Consider the following 16,108-nt stretch of genomic DNA (forward strand, 5'->3'; position numbering starts at 1 on the left):
CCCCGTGTGCTCCTGCAGGACGGTCGGTCGGACAGCCGGTCGGACCGTGGTCCCGGGTCACGGACGTGGTGCCGCGCGGCCCAGCCGTCCGGCGATCTCGCGTATAGCGGACAGGAGTTGCCCGGGTTCGTGGGTGAGGTCGAGGCTGTGCCGGTACAGCCGCACTCCCCGCCCGTGCGGCCCCGCGGTCGTCCCGCGCACCTCGTGGAAGTGCTCGGGCCGCCGTCCGGCCGCGTACACCAGGTGCGCTTCGGGCAGACCGAGCACGGTGGCGTAGGCCAGTGCCTGGTACAGGTCGGCGTTGAGTCGCCCGTCGGTCTTCTCGACCTTGTACTTGGCGTCGACGACGGCGAGCGGAGTACGGCCGTCGCGGGTGCGGACGACGAGGTCGGGCCGGATCCGGACGAGTCCCGCGGTGTCGAGGTGGTGGGGGTCCTGGGGGGACGCGGTCAGACCGTGCTCCCGCACGGCCTCGCGCAGGGCCACCGTGACGAAGTCCTCGAACAGCTTGTTCATGTCGATCAGGAAGCCGTCGACGGTGAGTGCTTCGGGCAGTGCCGGACGGTGTTCCGGGGAGGCGCCGCGCAGGACGGCCTCGGCCAGGCGCAGCGCGGGCCGGTAGCGGGAGTTCAGGCGCGACGGCTGCCAGCGTGGTGGTTCCTGCCCGCGGACCAGTGGCAGCGCGTCGACGAGACGTACGCGCTGACGGGCGAGACGCCGCCGGACCGGGCCGGGCACGCCGGGCAGCCGCAGCAGCCGCTCGACGGCGGCGCGCAGGATGCGGTTCTCCGCCGTGTCGGCGGTGTAGGCGTCGTAGCTGATCTCGACGGGCGGCGTACGGCCGAAGTGCCGTCGGATCTGCTCGGCCTCACGCAGCCGCCCGCGCACGACGAGGGCGGACTCCTCCACCGTCCGGTAGCCCTGGAGGACGCCCTGCCGCAGCGCCGCGTCGATCTGCCGCTCCACGGCGTGCGCGAGCGCGGGGACGACGTCGTCGTACGCTCCGATGTCGACGGTGCCCTCCCGGCTGTCACGCCAGGCACGTGCCGGGTCCAGGCTGAATCCGAGAAGGAAGAACAGCCTTCTCACCGGGGTCTTGGGCGTGATCCGTACGACCGGGCCGCCCGGTGTGCGCACGGCGCCGACCAGGCTGCCGGCTCGCAGCAGCCAGTGCCCGTGGTGGCCGGGGTCCGGGGTCGCGCTCCGCAGGATGCCGGAGGCGGCGAGGGCGCGTCCGGTCTCGGGATCCAGGGGAACGGAGACGGCGGGCCCGTACTCGCGCAACGTCACCTCGCGCAACTTCACCTCGCGCAACGTCGTCTCGGGCGTCGTCACGGGTGCTGCTCGCGAAGCGCGTCGAGACCGTAGCGGGCGCTCACGTCGAGGCCCTCGCCGTAGTGGTACTCCTCCAGCAGCGGCAGGATCTTGGTGCGCCAGGTCCGTTCGAGGCCGCCGTCGCGGTACACACCCGGCTTCATCAGGTACGAGGGGCCGATGGCGAAGTCGGCGTCGTCGATGCGCGCGTTGAGAGTGTCGAGGAGATGTGCCGGTTCCGAATCCTTGCGCTCGCGCTTCAGCCAGCGCGCGAGCAGTCCGGCCGTCGGCTCGGTACGCGGGGCCAGTTCCACGAATGCGAAACGCCGCCGCATCGCGGCGTCGACCAAGGCGATCGACCGGTCGGCGGTGTTCATCGTGCCGATCACGAACAGGTTCGGCGGCAGCGCGAAGTCGTCCCCGGAGTAGGTGAGGCGGACGGACCTGGTCCGGTACTCCAGCAGGAAGTACAGCTCGCCGAAGACCTTCGCCAGATTGGCGCGGTTGATCTCGTCGATGATCAGGAAGTACGGGATGTGCCGGTTGCCCTCACGGGAGGCGAGGTCGGCGAGTTCGCGCAGCGGTCCCGCCGTCAGGCGGAAGGCGACCTCTCGCGTCTCGGGATCCGCCACGGGCCGGAATCCCTCGAAGAAGTCCTCGTAGGCGTATGACGGGTGGAACTGCACGATCTTGACCTGTTCCCGGCCACCGCCGAAGTACTCGGCCAGCTTCAGCGCCAGGTAGGTCTTTCCTGTTCCCGGCGGGCCGTAGAACACCAACTGCTGTTCGTCGATGAGCAGTTCACGGATCTCGTCCAGCCAGGCACGGTCGTGGACGAGGAGGGTCTCGGCAAGTGCCCCGGTGATGTCCGGCAGCGACAGTTCCCGCTGCGTCGACTGTTCGGCGACGGGGGACCCACCGGCGCCATCGGTTGCCGGCGGGCCCGTGCGCTCCGTATGCCTGGCGAGCCCGTCCAGGGCGTCCAGGACACCGGTCAGGTCGACGACGTCATGCTGGACGGACAGTTTCTGCTGCACGGTCTCCGGCAGTTGTTCATACGCGTGGCTCCCCGGCACCCAGGAGACGGTCCTGCGCAGATTGGACAGCCCGTCCGGAGACGAGGTCTGCACGGCGGCGCCGGTGATCCGCCCGAGACGCAGCCCGCCGTCGTCGATCGTGGCCACGGTGTCGCCCACGCGCATCTGCGTCATGAACGCGTGCAGTTCGTCGACGAGGCCCCGCTTCTGGTGGTACGAGGTCGCGCCCTCGTACCCCTCCTCCACGTAGCGGCGCAGCACGCTCTTGGTCGGATCGGTCTCCTCCAGGCGCGGCAGGAGCGCGCCCGCGAGCGAGACGAAGCCCTCCTTCAGCCACAGCTGCCGCACCAGATTGTGCCCGGAGACATTGGAGCCGCGCACCAGCCATGCCTTGTGCGGGGCGCGCCAGCCGGTGGACAGATAGTCCGCGAGCGGGTGGCCCGCGGTGGTGCGCCAGGACTCCGGGCCGGAGGCGTCGTAGCCGTACACCAGCGCGGCGGCAGCCGACGAGGAGTTGCAGGTGATGTCCCGGGTCGCGACCCAACTCGGCGGCGTCTGCGGCCGGTCGGGATCGGCGGGTCCGTCGACGAACCCGCCGCTCGCGCGCAGATCCGCGCGGGTCCGGCGGGCGTGGTCACCGAGCCCGGGCCATGTCTTGGCGGACACGGTCGAACCCTCCTGCAGGAGGAATCTGTGTGTGCCATTCCCGCCGAACTCCGTGAGCAGATGCCCACGCGCCTCGCCGCCGTCCTCGGAAAGCCTGATGTGGAACTCGGGGGTGCCGGGGAGGTGTTCGGGGTGCGGCATGGGTGACCTTCCTGGGTGGGCGAGACCCGCGCGACCCCTGGATCATATGTGTTGACGCTGTCAATTCACAATGCCCCTGAGGGTATGTCCAGTGCGTTGACATCGTCAACGGAATCGTCTAGCGTACCCGTACGGCTGACTCGTCGGGAGGCTGTCGTCGTGGGACGTCTTGGGGGGAAACCATGACCGAATGGGAACGGCGCACGATCGCAGCGGAGTTACCGGCCGTCATCGAGAGGTTGAAGCGCTGCAGGTCCCGTACGGGCGTGGTCGATCAGCAGGCTTTCGCCCGGGAGGCGGACCGACTCGGTCTGAGAACCGACGAACAGCGGCGAAGGTTCCGCAACGGGCTCGCCGCCGTCGACATTCACGTGGACCCGGCGGGCACGCAACGGGCGAACCACCGCCCCGTGCCCGGCACCCGGACCGGCTTCCGTGCTGATCGGCAAGGACTTTGAGGCACGCCTGCGGCATGTGCTGGAACAGCATTCACCGAGCGTGAGAGGCACATCCTCGTCAGGCGCATGGGGCTCGACGGCGCGGAGCCCGACACGCTGGGCGAGATCGGTGCGGTCTTCGGCGTCACCCGTGAGCGCATCCGCCAGGTCGAGAAGGAGGCCAAGCCGCAGTTCCACGATGAGCTTACGACTCGGGGATCGCATCCATGAAGATTTCGTCCACGCGCTTGCCCGCCCACAGGGCACTGTGGCGGCGGTGGCCGATGAGCTGGAATCCGGCTCGGGTGTAGGCGCGGATGCCGGCGACGTTGGGCTCCAGAACGGTCAGGTACACGTTCTCCAAGCCCGCGTCCTCGAAGGCGTAGTCCAGAACGAGGCGCGTCGCGGGAGCTGCGAGCCCCCGCCCTCGACCTTCCTCTCCCAGGGCGATGAGGAACTCCGCCGCTGCGACAGGACGGTCGATCGACAGAGTCGCTGTGCCAACAGGCAAAGGGCCGCCGGCGCGGTCCTGGCGAGCCGGGTCGTAGATCGTGAAGTGCGCGTTCTCCCCCGCGATCATGACGTCGAGGCCCGCTCGCAGCCCTTCGCGCGTCTCAGGATCAACGCGGCCGTTGCCCCTCATGGACACGGGATCGTTGGTCCAACGCAGGTACACGTCCAAGAGATCGCGGCGCAGTGGGCCGATGGCGATGGTGTCCGTGGAGCGGAGTAGGTCGGGGCCGGTCAGGTTCGCGATGGTGATCGCCTCCCGGGGATGCGCAGGACGGTGGTGTAGGCGGCGGTGTCCGCCGGTTCGTTGACGGGCTCCCCGGAGTCAGTGTGCTCGATCCACGCGTGCAGGCGGACCGGATCGGGTGCGATGCCCTGGCACCAGGTTGCCGAGTATCCCCGGAGCGCGAGCAATACCATCGCGGCGGTCGCCTGTTCCAGGCACACCGCTCGGGCGGGGCACCATCCGGCGGCGCGCCGGACGGCGTCGACGGATTCGGCGGCGGTCGCCGGATCCGCCGAGGGCACATGCCGAAGCACGTTCCAACGGGCCACGGCACGCACGGCTTTCAGGTGCCGGGCAAGGTATCGGTGGTGGGAGCCGCATCGGGTGATGGTCAGCACGGCAGCCATCACGAGGAAGGCCGTGGCGCGGAGTGGGCCCCTGCCCGTCGTCCGCCACTACTCCGGCAACAAGGACGTCGCGGACGACATCGCCACCATGGCAGCCCGACAGCCGCGGCACCGCATCGGCGTCATCGTCGGCTCGATGCGCACCGCTGCCGATCTGATGGGGCGTCTCGAACGCGCGGAACTCGCCCACCGGCCCCAGCTGTACAGCTCGGTGGACGCCTCGGGCCGCTACCGCGACCTCGACCTGGTCCGGCCCGGCGTCGTTCTCGTCCATCGTGCCAGCGTCAAGGGCCTCGACTTCGACACGGTCGTCATCGCCGACGCGGAGTCCGACTCCGCCATCGACCCCACCTCGGCGGGGCTCCGCATGGCCTACTACGTGATGATCACCCGCGCGCGGGACCATCTGGTGCTGGGCTGGCAAGGGCGGCGGCTGCCGAGCCACTTGGAGGGCCTGACAGGAGTGTCCATGGCGCATTGAGCGCTCGGTTGTGCTCGCGGGTGCTTCGGGCCGACCGGAAGGACCGGACGCCGTTCCGGCCGACGCGATCACGTGCGCGGTGTTCGCTCCGACAGCACGGCCCGCACGGTCTTGCCGCCGTGTGGATGGGGGACGACGTCCCAGTGGTCGACAAGGGCGGTGACGAGCGACAGGCCGCGCCCGCCGGTCCTGAGCGCGTCCGGTTCCGCGGCCGTCGCGTGGGGCGGGGGAGCGAGGCCCCCGCGAGCGTCGGTGACTTCGACGCGGAGGCGTCGGGCCGGCGGGTCGTAGACAAGCACGAGTCGGACGCGGCGGCCCGGCGGGCTGCCGTGGAGGACGGCGTTGGCGGCCAGCTCCGCGACGACGAGTTCGGCGCGCTCCGTGAGGTCCTGCGGCACACCCCAGGACCGCAGCTCGGCCACGGCGAGAAGTCGGGCGAGGCGGGCACCGCGCGGTGTGGAGGACAGCACGTGCGCGAAGGTGCGGGCTGGGGCGAAAAGTTGGCGAATCGCTCGGTCCATGGAGCCAGCGTGCGGCCGTCGTGCGTCTGGGGACCAGCGGGATGCCGCGTACGCGTAGTCAGCGTACGGGCACGAAGAGTGGACGGTACGGGTGATTTTCCGCCACGATGGGCGGTAGCCGGGGCAACTCGACAGGGCCGTGGTGATGCGGGCCTGGAGGAAGGGGCGGCTGATGAACATCGTCGGAGTCGAAGGGGAGGCGGCCGGGGCCGTCGACGTGCGGGCGGTTCCGGTGGGGGAGTGGGAGCGGGAGCCTCATCCGTCCGACAGCCTGCGCACGTTCGGAGCCGTCGTCCAGGCACTGCGCGAGCACGCGGGCCTCAGCCGGGTCGACCTCGGCGCCCGGGTCCAGTACTCCAAGCACACGGTGGAGTCGGTGGAGTTGGGCCGCCGGATGCCGGACGAGGCGTTTGTGGAGCGCGCGGAGGAAGCCCTCGGCAACACCGGCGCACTGCGCAAGGCCGCCCGGCATCTCACGCGGGGAGAGGCGGGGCTCGCGGCGTGGTTCCGACGGTGGGCCCGGCTGGAGCGCGAGGCGGTGAGCCTGTGCACGTACGAATGCCGGTTGGTGCCGGGGTTGTTGCAGTCGGAGGCGTATGCGCGGGCGGTGTTCGACAACAGCATCCCTCTGCTGACCGATGAGCAGACGGAGGCACAGGTCGCGGCCCGAATGGAGCGACAGACGATGATGCGGGAGCGGCCGACCGTGCCGTTCGGCTTCATCGTGGAGGAGTCCGTTTTCCGACGCGGACTGGGTGGGACGCAGGTGCAGTCGAGCATGCTGGACCATGTGCTTGAGCTCACCGCACCGCGCAATGTGACGCTTCAAGTGGTGTCGCTGGAACAGGAGTTCCATGGGTGTCTGGACGGGCCTATGCGCATCTTGGAGACCCTGGAGGGGCGGCGGCTCGGTTACTCCGAGGGGCAGCAGAACGGTCGTCTGATCTCCGACCCGAAAGAGATGATTCTGCTCTGCCGGCGCTATGACACACTGCGCTCACAGGCCTTGAATCCCAAGGAATCCAGGGATTTGCTGGAGCGACTGCGAGGAGAGCTGTGAGCAGCGGTACGTCGGAACTCGCCTGGGCGAAGTCCAGCTACAGCGGCACCCAGGGCGACGACTGTGTGGAGGTCGCGATCACCGAACAGGCGATCCACGTAAGAGACTCCAAGGACGTGACCCGCCCGGCGTTCGCCGTGGGTCGAGCCGAGTGGGTGCCGTTCGTACGGTGCGTGGCCGGGCGCTGATTGACTTGCACGCCGCCTGACCCCACCCAAGGTTTGGTTAGGTCAGGCGGCGTGGCTCGTTTTGTGGCTCTTCGCAGTTGAGCCTGTGTCAGGCTGCGCACGCGGCCGGTGGTCGGCGCTCACTCAGCTTTTCTCGTCGCGTTCCTCCTCGGCCTCGCGCCGACGGCGCGCTCGCACAGCGATCTCGCCGGAGAGCCTGCCCTTTACCGCGCCAGCCCGGTCGAGGGTCCCGCTGCCGAGGCTTTTGGCGGCTCCGACGCCCTTTGCTCCTGTCTCGCGCGCCTTGTCTCTCACCTCTGTGGCCGCCTCCACCCATCGTCTCGCCTCCGACGACTGGGGACCGGACTCAATGCCGAGCCGCCCGTGGAAGTCATGGACGCCGGTTATGACATGGTTGCTCGACTCGACCACGGCCGGGGACTTGGTCGGGTGCAGCAGCACCTTCGCGTTCGCCGTGCCGGCCGCCGCATTCATTCGGGCCACCAGGCGCTCGGTGCTCCGCGAGATGAGATCCAGCCGGTTCTGTCGGGCAGCCCGAAGCCCGAGACGATGGTTGTCCAGGTCATCCGGAGTCGCGTCCAGCACTCGGTCGAGTTCGAGCACGGCGATCGCGTCCTGCAGTTGGAAGCAGCGAGCCAGCACAGCGAGCCACTCCCGAGCTTTGGGCTCGGCTTCCTTGGCCGCCGCGGCGAGATCACCGATCTTGGTCTCGCGCTCCATCTTTTCCGCCAGCGCGTCGAGTTGACGCAACGCGTACACCTGGGTTGTCGCGATCGTCGTCGGTGCGTTCTGCACCTTCGACCACGTGACCTCGGAGACCCGGCCCACCTGCTTCCGGATGGTCATCGCCTCCTCGATCGCGAGGTCCACTGCGATCATGTTCGCCAACGCAGCGTCCTTCTGGGCGCGCAGCACGTCGTCGACCTTCTCGTCGATCGTGGCGAGATAGTCGGTGATCTCGTCCATGGCCTGTTGCATCGCAAACTGCGCCATGATGCCCGCAGCACCGGCGAGAGCCGCCGGGTTGCTCAGAAACAATCGGGGTGCCTGCGCGATCTCGACGAATCCCCTGATCTGGCCCTTCTTTCCTCTCACCACACCCGTGCTGAGACCCGTCTTCCGGCTGTGCCTCAGCCCGTACTTCCTGACAAGCTGTGCCGACTTCGGAGTCAGCTTCACCCAGTGACCGGAGTTGGCGGCGATCTCCGAACCCGCCTGTGCGACTGTGGATCCGGTACCGAAGACGGACTTGAGCCGTTGCAGTCCGAGGTCCTTCGACGACAGTCCCTCGGAGACGAGGAAGCGTTCGACATCCGTCGCATCCCCGATGACTGCCAGTCCATCACCATCACTGATCAGCTGGATCTCGTTGTCCATCGCCCGCTCCTGAAGTGGCTTCTCGTAGTTGAGGGTGGTCGGGGTGCACGCGGCGATCGCCGGGCAGGGACCGAGGTTTACCGTCGGGCGCTGATCGGCATGAACGTCGCCTGATACCACCGAAGTTCGGTGGTGTCAGGCGACGTAACCCATTCTGCCTTTGCCTCGGTTTGCCGCGTCGGTCATCAGGCACTTTGCCGGCGGTTCCGGCCATTGAATCCAGGCGCAGACCATGAGCTTTCCTGTGTTGCTGACGCCTGTCGCCCCGGCCGGGGAGCAGAACGAGCCGCTATGTACCGTCCCGACGCTGCCGCCGCCGGTTGACCCGCTGCCGCCGGTTGAGGAAGTGCTTCCCGTGCTGGCCCGCCGGTGGTCGACGTACTGCGGCAGATTGAAGTGCTGGTTCCTCTGGTCGTGGAACTTCCTCCCGTGCCGCCGCGCCAGGGGCCGGAGCGGCGGACGGCTCGCCCTCACCGCGCTTGGGAACCCTTGGTCTCGTCCCGGGCGCGTAGCCGAGGGCCGCGCGGTTGATAAAGCGGTCACCGAGGTCGCGAACAGGCGTGGACTTCGGCTTCTGCACCACGCTTTTCGCCGTGGACTTCTTCGGGCGGCCTTCTTGCCGACCGCGCGCCCAGGTGGTTCCGGACCAGGCCGAGCCACAGGCCAACTGACCAGTGAAGGCGCGTTCCGGCGAGGATCAGGCAGGAAGAGACTCGCGGTCTTCGGGCCTGTGGAACCCGGCGCAGCTGCGCGAGTGCGAGCGGGACCAGTGCCTCACGGACCAACGCGGCGTTCTCGGGCCGCAGTTCGGCGTCCTTCTCCAGCAGACGATCCACCAGTCGGACCAGTTCGGCGGGCAGGTCCGGCCGCACCAGCGTCAGCCGGGGCGGCAGTTCATGCTGGTGCTGCTCGGAGAGCTCGAACGGGGTACGGGCGGAGAACGGTGGCCGACCCATCAGCAGCTCGTACAGGATGCAGCCGAGCGCGTAGAGGTCGGCCGCGGCGGAGACCCGTTCGGCACGGAACTGCTCGGGCGCCATGTAGCGGGCCGAACCGACGCCGACGCCTGTGCTCGTCAGTCGCGTCTGGTCGGGATCGTCGACGACCGAGCCCATGCCGAAGTCGAGGACCTTGACGGTACCGTCGCCGGTCAGCATCACATTGGCCGGCTTCAGATCGCGGTGCACGACCCCGGCTGTGTGCGCGGCGGCCAGACCGGCGGCGATCTGCGCCCCGATGGAGGCGACCCAGGAGACCGGGAGTTGGGGTTCCTCGTCGATGAGGTCCGCGAGCGGATGACCGTCCAGCAACTCCATGGCCAGGTAGGGCAGGCCACTGCCGCCCGGCGTCTCGTCCACCCCGCCGTCGATCAGCAACGTGAGGTTCGGATGGCCCTGGGAGAGCATGCGCATGATCCGCACTTCGCGGCGGAAGCGCGCGATCGCATTGTCGGACCCCGAGGCGTCGATGGAGACTCCGGTCCGACTGCGCAACACGGTCTTGACGGCGACTTCCCGCCGTGGGGAGTCCTGCGCGGCCTGAAGGTCGAGGGCCCGGTGCACCTCGCCCATGTTTCCGCGCCCGACCGTCCCCGTGATCCGGAACCGTCCGCCCACTGTTCCCAGGCCCACTGACTCTCCCCCCGCCGCCCCGGTCGCCCGCAAGGCGGACCCTCCAGGGAGGGTACACTCTAGCGTGTTAACACGCTCTCATTATGTCTGTTGACGTTGTCAACCTGACATGCGTGCATGGCGACCTTCATAGTGCCGGCGCGGACAGCGCTCCGGGGCCGGCGTTCGACCGTCCACCGGGATCGATCGTTGTTCAGTCCTGCACTCCCACCCGGCCGTCGGCATGGCCGCCGTCGTCGGGGTGCCCCACGACAGCCACGGCGAGGAGATCAAGGCCTACGTCGTCCCGGCACCCGGGGCGCAGACCGGCGAGAAGGCCCTGGTCCCCTGGTGCCGGGAGAACCGTTGGACCCGGTCGGGCGTCGTGTGACCCGCGTACTCGGCGAGCTGCCACCCGTTCTTGCGCCCGACCGGACCCGACAGGCCCCGGACGTAGTCCCGCATCCGCTGCCGCGGCTCCCGCCGACCGAAGCGACGTCCCACCCGCGAGAGCAACGACTCCAACTCGGCCGACCACGGCTCCACAACCTCGATCCCCGTCATGACCGAACGAACGCGAGAGATGGGAGCACGTCACGGATCACGGCCCGGAAAACGCAATCGGTTTCGGAGGGTAAGCCGAGAATGAGTACAATCGAGGGTCGAATCAAGGCTCTGACCTGCGGATATACCGAACCGCTGCTGGAGTACTAGGGGTGGGCGTGGGCACCGGCGCCGGGCCCGGCCGGTTCGTGCCGGGGTGGGGTGCCGGCCTGTTGTCCGGGATTGACGACGACGAACTGACCCATCATTCCCGAGTCTTCGTGGTAAAGCAGATGGCAGTGGTACATGTACGGCGTATCGGGGTCGGCGGGCCCGTCGAATCGGAGCGCGATCCGGACCGTCGAACCCGGTGTGATCAGGACCGTGTCCTTGGCGCCCCGCAGCGGTACGGGCGGTGTCTTCCCATTCACGTCCAACACTTTGAACTGCGTGTCGTGTACGTGGAAACTGTGCGCGGCGCCGTCCGCGTTCCGCACCTCCCAGACCTCCTCGGTGCCGCGCACCACGGTCTGGTCGATGCGATTCATGTCCATGCCCTTGCCGTTGATCTCGACCCCCAGCAGTTCGAACCTCCGCGTCTGCGCCGGGACCTGACCGGTCGGCAGCTGAAGCCGCGTCAGTTCACCGGGCAGCGCCGCCGAGGGGCGCAGCTTCTCGGCGGCGCGGAGCTGGAGGACGTCGAAGGTGTCGTCGCCGCCGTTCATCCGCTGATCCCAAAGGCCCAGGCCGATGTCGAGCGGGAACGTGCGCAGGACCGTCTTCTCACCCGGTTTCATCCGGACGACGATCTCCGCCCGTTCCCCGGGGGAGAGCCGGATCCGATCCATCGCCGCAGGGCGCTCGACCAGTCCGCCGTCGGTGGCGACCAGCGAGAACGCGCGTTTGTCGTCGAAGCCGAAGTCGTAGATCCGGGCGGTGGAGGCGTTGAGCAGACGCAGGCGTACGAGCTCGTCGTCGACCGTCTTGTACGCGCCGAGTGTGCCGTTGACCAGAATCCGGTCGCCCAGGAAGCCGCTGCTGGAGGCGAACAGGCCGCGCCCGTGATCGAAGGAGTCGCCGTCGAAGCGGACGTCCTGCACGATCACCGGGATGTCGTCGTCGCCGTAGTCCTTGGGCAGCGCGAGGGCAGCGGCCTGCGGATCGTCGAGGATGAACATGCCGGCGAGCCCGCGTTGCACGTGCCGCTCGGTCGTGCCGTGTGGATGCGGGTGGTACCAGAGGGTGCTCGCGGGCTGGTCGATCCGCCAGGTCGGCGACCACTTCGCGCCGGAGTCGACCATCTGGTGCGGGCCACCGTCCATCGCGGCGGGCAGGTGCATCCCGTGCCAGTGCACGGAGGAGGCCTCGGGCAGCGTGTTCTCGACGTTGACCACGACCTGCTCACCGCGGGCGGCGCGCAGGGTGGGGCCGAGATAGGAGCCGTTGAAGCCCCAGGTCTGGGTCTGCCGGCCGGGTCGGAACTCGGTACTGCCGGCCAGCATCCGCAGGTTGAACACCCGCCGCCCCTGCTCGTCGATTCGCGACGGGGCGAGCGGAGGTACGGCCAGCTCGTTGGTGAATGCGACCTTGCCCACGGTGTCGATGTCGGTCTTGACGTAGAGCCACAGGGCGCCGCCGCCAAACACCAGGGCGCAGACCACCAGGATCGATCCCACGATCAGCAGCCCACGCTTGAGCCTGCGGAACCTTGGCTTGGCGTCGGCCGGCGGGGTGGGCCCGGCCTCGGGACTGGTCTCGGGGTTTGTGTCGGGGGTGGTCTCGACGGCCATGCTCGGGCGCTCGCATTCGGACGTGGATCGGTGAGGGGTCGGGGGCCGGCGACCGTGCCGGACGGTCAGCGCTGCGCGGCGGGCTTGGAATCGGGCTGGAAGCGGAACGACACGGCCTCCATGACCGGCTTGCGCTTGGTGTTCTGCCAGGCCGCGATGAGCCACCGCCCGTCGTCCTGACGGACCACGGTGTAGGTCTGAATCTTGTCGAGCTTGCCCGGCTTGCCCTTGTAGGTGCAGCCGTGCGTGACGACCAGGGCGACGTCCGCGCTCGGGAACCGGATGTCCACGATCTCGTCGGCCAGCCGGGTCCCCTTGAGGAAACTGTCGAACAGCGCCTGGTGGGTGGAGCCGATCTCCTGGCCACCTCGGTACAGGGTGCCGATGTAGGTGACGTACGTGGCGTCCTCGGTGAAGAGGGCGCCGTACGCCGCGCCGTCGCCGTTGTTCCAGGTGTCGACGAGCGAGCTGAGGAGGGCGCGAACGGCGGTGGCGTCTTCGGTACGGTTCATGAGTCGACCCCTTGCGTGGTAGCTTCCAAGGCGAAGTAGATGCGCTACGGAAGTAGCTTCTTTCAAGAAGTCTCTTCCTTAAGGAAGAGAATAGAAAGGGAGTCTGCCGATGTCAACACCGCAGATGCGATCGGACGCCGGCGAGGTGTACCGCCACTACCTGAGTGCGGTCATGCTGCATGGGCACGCGAGCGCCAAGGCATGCGGACTCGGCGCGACCGACCTGTACGCCCTCAACACCCTGGACCTGGCCGGCGCCATGACCCCCGGCGAACTGGGCGCCCGAACGGGCCTGACCACCGGCCCCACCACACGCCTGATCGACCGCCTCGAACAGGCCGGCTATGTACGGCGCGTCCCCTCATACGCCGACCGTCGCAAGGTGATCGTCGAACCGATCGCCAAGCCCTCCGGCCTCACCGAGGCGATGTCCGGCGCCCGAGACCGCGTGGGCACCCTCCTCCGCAGCTACACCCCCGAGCAACTCGCCACCCTATTCGACTACTTCACCCAAGCCACAACCGCCTACCAACAAGCCGGCGAGGAGATCCGCGCGAGGGAGGAATGAGTGTGCCCTCTCAGCGGCGTGTTGAGGGGGTGGCGCTCCGACCTGTAGTGGAGCACTGGTTGAGAACGTCGGTCTGTGTCGCCGACGTCGACCGTCCCCCGTCGCGGACGAGACGGACGACGCCGTGTTGACGGCGAAGTCGACCGCTCGCGCCCTGGGACCCGGGGCAGCCTTGAGGCGTTGGGTCGGCACCTGTATTCGGTTGTCGAACCCGGCTACGGCGCGGATCCGCGATCGGCTTGGTGCTCAGCCGCGCCAGGCGGCGATCACGTCGTCGGGCCCCAGTTCAGGCCGATCGAGTCGGTGGGCACGCCGGGGGCGAGTCCGGACAGCGAGACGACCGCCAAGGTGGTGACACCGAGTTCGAATCCGGGGACCTGTGGAGCCGCCCCGGCCAGATCCGCCATGTCGTGCCGGTCGAATGGGCCGGCCGGCCACTTGACGGATCCGACAAGGCGCACGTTCCGCGCTACCGGCGCGCGGTCGACGGCCACCAGGTCCACTTCGGGGTCGAAGGTCCGGTTCCACCAGCCGCCGACAGCCCCGATGTCGTCCCAGCCCAAGGCGCTCTCTCCGGCGGCGAGTTCCAGTGCCACGCGCACCAAGGGCTCGACGGCTCGCCCACGCCAGGTCGACCAGCGACGTTCGACCAGGCGGAACGCGCTCGCGGGGCGGCCTCGTCGGACCTGTTCCTGTGCGCCGCGCAGGATCGCGAGGTACAGCCGTAGGCTGCTGTCGCCGACGCGGTACAGGGCGGGTTTGCCCGGTCGGGTGGACAGCGGCTGGTCCATCGCCGGCACGTGTTTCTCCTCGACCAATTTGCGGAGCAGCGGTGACAACGAGCCCGACGGGATTGCTCCGCTGCGGCCCCCGGCGGTCGAGGCGATGTTTGCGTGGGTGCGGTCGCCCCCGCCGACCGCCTCAAGGACGCGCCGAGCCTGATCCGGCGCAGGGAACTCGGCCAGGAGGGAGGACTCGGGGATGCCGAAGACCGGGGACGCGGGGTCGGCGCACTCGGCTTCCAGGAAGGCCAACGCCGGGGTGGCGTGCGGCCATGCGCGAAGGATGCCGGGCAGGCCGCCGCACACCAGATGCGCGTCGATGGCGTCCGCCGCGCCCAGTCCCAGCGCGCCCGCGGTTTCGGCGGGGTTGAGCGGGCCGAGTACGAGGTTGTCGGCGCGCCCGTAGAAGGGTCGGTCGTACGCGGTGAGCCGCTCCGTCATGTGCAGATCGCTGCCCAGTAGCAGGGGGAGCACAGGGCGGCGCGACAACAACCGGTCCCAGGCGGTCTGAAGTGCGCCATCGAACACGGAGTCCTGTTCCGCGAGCCACGGCACCTCGTCGATCACCACGACGGCGGGACGATCCCGCAGGGCAGCCGCCAACGCCCGGAACGCGTCGGGCCGGCTGCCGGACCCACCCGCGGGCACAAGATCCGCTTCGACCGGCAGCGAGGAATTGGCGGGCTCGGCGAGGAAATCGGAGACCGCCTCGACCGGCGAGGCACCCTTGGTCGCGGTGAAGAACACGTAGGGAACCTCGGCTCGATCACAGAACTCCTGCACGAGCCGCGACTTGCCGATCTGCCGCCGGCCCCACAACGCGACGGCCGCGCCGGTTCCCGAGGCCTCGACGCGGGCCAGGCGCTTGCCCAACAGCGCCAGCTCGGCATGGCGACCGATGAACGTCATCCCCAACTCACTCTCACTACGTAGTTGCTATCTACATAGAGGGAAACGACCTCAAGCTGACCGCAGGTGAAGGTCAGGAAGATGGAGGATGTCCTTCCAGTGTGACGTCGTCTCTTCTTGGAGGCGGCGAGGCGGTTCGCGTAGAACGTGCGCTGGTCGTCCGGGAGGAGGGGAAGGACTTCCAAGGCGAACTTTCCGTACGCGCTGAGAACTTGCTGTACGAGGATGGCCATGGGGGCGAGATGCCGGACCCGGGTGCCGGTGTTTCCTGCTCGATGTGGTCGGCGAGGTACTCGACGAGGACGGTCTGCTCATCGGTGAGAGTGCACGGTGTGTGGGGATCTCGTGGAGCCATCTTCTTGTCACGGGCCCGGCAACGACACGGCTTCCGGCTGCTTATCCGCCAGGAGGGCGCGATAGTGGAGCGTTGCGGAAGTCGGTAGCATGAAGCAACTGAATGAAATTTGCGTTACCCGCCAGTAGAGATCCAGGTCAGGCAGCGTCGGCCCCGCGCTCGCGGGGATGGTCCCTCCGACCGGTCAGCACAACGGTTTTGAACCAGGTCGGCCCCGCGCTCGCGGGGATGGTCCGCCCGGTCGGTTCGCTGACTCGAACCGACCGGGGTCGGCCCCGCGCTCGCGGGGATGGTCCCTTGTAGCGGACGTAGTGATCCGGGCCGAGCATGTCGGCCCCGCGCTCGCGGGGATGGTCCTTCGATTCCCTTTTTGTCGGCCCGGCTTTTGACGTCGGCCCCGCGCTCGCGGGGATGGTCCGTTCATGGCCAAGATCTCGGCCGGCCTCGACTCGTCGGCCCCGCGCTCGCGGGGATGGTCCAACCGTCCTCAAGGGCGGCTCCCCGACCAAGACGTCGGCCCCGCGCTCGCGGGGATGGTCCTGCGAATTCCGCTGAACCCCTCCGCTTCGGCCAGTCGGCCCCGCGCTCGCGGGGATGGTCCCTGCTCTACCGGATAGGGGAGTTGGCTGGGTAGGTCGGCCCCGCGCTCGCGGGGATGGTCCGGCGCTGACCGA

17 protein-coding genes, 1 pseudogene and 1 CRISPR repeat array (1 of these 19 running past the window's edge) are annotated in these 16,108 nt (G+C 68.6%); of the genes and pseudogenes, 6 read left to right on the forward strand and 12 right to left on the reverse strand.

The window, feature by feature from the left end:
• Window positions 1-57 precede the first annotated feature (57 nt).
• Both ABZS54_RS07750 and ABZS54_RS07755 read right to left on the reverse strand, forming a co-directional pair.
• Complete coding sequence (locus tag ABZS54_RS07750) at window positions 58-1,335, reverse strand: restriction endonuclease (protein WP_355532168.1); 1,278 nt, start codon at window positions 1,333-1,335, stop codon at window positions 58-60.
• The gene (locus ABZS54_RS07755; RefSeq protein ID WP_355532170.1) at window positions 1,332-3,158 is read right to left on the reverse strand and encodes an AAA family ATPase; all 1,827 of its coding nucleotides are present in this window, start codon (window positions 3,156-3,158) and stop codon (window positions 1,332-1,334) included. Before ABZS54_RS07755 ends, ABZS54_RS07750 begins: the two co-directional genes overlap by 4 nt.
• Before the next feature lie 524 nt (window positions 3,159-3,682).
• Here ABZS54_RS07755 and ABZS54_RS07760 point away from each other — a divergent pair.
• Complete coding sequence (locus ABZS54_RS07760) at window positions 3,683-3,826, forward strand: sigma factor-like helix-turn-helix DNA-binding protein (protein WP_355532172.1); 144 nt, start codon at window positions 3,683-3,685, stop codon at window positions 3,824-3,826.
• On the opposite strand, the gene ABZS54_RS07765 is transcribed toward ABZS54_RS07760, so the two are convergent.
• On the reverse strand, window positions 3,801-4,358 hold the full coding sequence (locus ABZS54_RS07765) for a GNAT family protein (RefSeq protein WP_355532221.1): 558 nt from the start codon (window positions 4,356-4,358) through the stop codon (window positions 3,801-3,803). The genes ABZS54_RS07760 and ABZS54_RS07765 overlap by 26 nt on opposite strands.
• Window positions 4,340-4,738 carry a lasso peptide biosynthesis B2 protein gene (locus tag ABZS54_RS07770; protein ID WP_355532174.1) on the reverse strand — a complete coding sequence of 133 codons (399 nt, stop codon included), beginning with the start codon at window positions 4,736-4,738 and terminating at the stop codon, window positions 4,340-4,342. The genes ABZS54_RS07765 and ABZS54_RS07770 overlap by 19 nt, the downstream gene beginning before the upstream one ends.
• A gap of 13 nt (window positions 4,739-4,751) precedes the next feature.
• On the opposite strand from ABZS54_RS07770, the gene ABZS54_RS07775 reads away from it, so the two are divergent.
• Window positions 4,752-5,219 (forward strand): hypothetical protein, encoded by a 468-nt coding sequence (locus tag ABZS54_RS07775; protein WP_355532176.1) that lies wholly within the window; start codon window positions 4,752-4,754, stop codon window positions 5,217-5,219.
• A gap of 68 nt (window positions 5,220-5,287) precedes the next feature.
• Here the strand turns inward: ABZS54_RS07775 and ABZS54_RS07780 are convergent, their stop codons facing one another.
• Window positions 5,288-5,740: an ATP-binding protein gene (locus ABZS54_RS07780; RefSeq protein ID WP_355532178.1), complete on the reverse strand. Its 453-nt coding sequence runs from the start codon at window positions 5,738-5,740 to the stop codon at window positions 5,288-5,290.
• Window positions 5,741-5,912: 172 nt separating this feature from the next.
• Between ABZS54_RS07780 and ABZS54_RS07785 the strand changes: the two genes are divergently transcribed.
• On the forward strand, window positions 5,913-6,800 hold the full coding sequence (locus tag ABZS54_RS07785; protein WP_355532180.1) for a helix-turn-helix transcriptional regulator: 888 nt from the start codon (window positions 5,913-5,915) through the stop codon (window positions 6,798-6,800).
• Window positions 6,797-6,988, forward strand: coding sequence for a DUF397 domain-containing protein (locus tag ABZS54_RS07790; RefSeq protein WP_355532182.1), 192 nt, complete (start codon window positions 6,797-6,799; stop codon window positions 6,986-6,988). The genes ABZS54_RS07785 and ABZS54_RS07790 overlap by 4 nt, the downstream gene beginning before the upstream one ends.
• Window positions 6,989-7,111: 123 nt before the next feature.
• Here the strand turns inward: ABZS54_RS07790 and ABZS54_RS07795 are convergent, their stop codons facing one another.
• Entirely contained in the window at window positions 7,112-8,365 is a 1,254-nt protein-coding gene (locus tag ABZS54_RS07795) for a hypothetical protein (RefSeq protein ID WP_355532184.1), read from the reverse strand.
• A 539-nt stretch (window positions 8,366-8,904) separates the two neighbouring features.
• On the reverse strand, window positions 8,905-9,996 hold the full coding sequence (locus ABZS54_RS07800; RefSeq protein ID WP_355532186.1) for a serine/threonine-protein kinase: 1,092 nt from the start codon (window positions 9,994-9,996) through the stop codon (window positions 8,905-8,907).
• 223 nt (window positions 9,997-10,219) lie between these two features.
• On the opposite strand from ABZS54_RS07800, the gene ABZS54_RS07805 reads away from it, so the two are divergent.
• Complete coding sequence (locus ABZS54_RS07805) at window positions 10,220-10,366, forward strand: hypothetical protein (RefSeq protein WP_355532188.1); 147 nt, start codon at window positions 10,220-10,222, stop codon at window positions 10,364-10,366.
• On the opposite strand, the pseudogene ABZS54_RS07810 reads toward ABZS54_RS07805, so the two are convergent.
• From ABZS54_RS07810 to ABZS54_RS07820, 3 genes and pseudogenes are all read right to left on the reverse strand, one after another.
• Window positions 10,336-10,539 (reverse strand): annotated as a pseudogene (locus ABZS54_RS07810) (IS701 family transposase); the annotation flags it as partial. The gene ABZS54_RS07805 and the pseudogene ABZS54_RS07810 sit on opposite strands and share 31 nt — an antisense overlap.
• A 146-nt stretch (window positions 10,540-10,685) precedes the next feature.
• Entirely contained in the window at window positions 10,686-12,308 is a 1,623-nt protein-coding gene (locus tag ABZS54_RS07815) for a multicopper oxidase domain-containing protein (RefSeq protein ID WP_355532190.1), read from the reverse strand.
• A 65-nt stretch (window positions 12,309-12,373) separates the two neighbouring features.
• Window positions 12,374-12,820: an SgcJ/EcaC family oxidoreductase gene (locus tag ABZS54_RS07820; protein WP_355532192.1), complete on the reverse strand. Its 447-nt coding sequence runs from the start codon at window positions 12,818-12,820 to the stop codon at window positions 12,374-12,376.
• A 109-nt stretch (window positions 12,821-12,929) separates the two neighbouring features.
• Here ABZS54_RS07820 and ABZS54_RS07825 point away from each other — a divergent pair, with 109 nt between their 5' ends.
• Window positions 12,930-13,388, forward strand: a complete 459-nt coding sequence (locus ABZS54_RS07825; protein WP_355532194.1) for a MarR family transcriptional regulator — start codon at window positions 12,930-12,932, stop codon at window positions 13,386-13,388.
• Between the two features lie 266 nt (window positions 13,389-13,654).
• On the opposite strand, the gene ABZS54_RS07830 is transcribed toward ABZS54_RS07825, so the two are convergent.
• Entirely contained in the window at window positions 13,655-15,079 is a 1,425-nt protein-coding gene (locus ABZS54_RS07830) for an ATP-binding protein (RefSeq protein WP_355532196.1), read from the reverse strand.
• Window positions 15,076-15,312, reverse strand: coding sequence for a hypothetical protein (locus ABZS54_RS07835; protein ID WP_355532198.1), 237 nt, complete (start codon window positions 15,310-15,312; stop codon window positions 15,076-15,078). The genes ABZS54_RS07830 and ABZS54_RS07835 overlap by 4 nt, the downstream gene beginning before the upstream one ends.
• Window positions 15,313-15,580: 268 nt before the next feature.
• A CRISPR array of direct repeats spans window positions 15,581-16,108; the repeat unit is 28 nt; unit sequence GTCGGCCCCGCGCTCGCGGGGATGGTCC; it runs 903 nt beyond the window's last position.

Source organism: Embleya sp. NPDC005575, assembly GCF_040605455.1.
Taxonomy (GTDB): Bacteria; Actinomycetota; Actinomycetes; order Streptomycetales; family Streptomycetaceae; genus Embleya.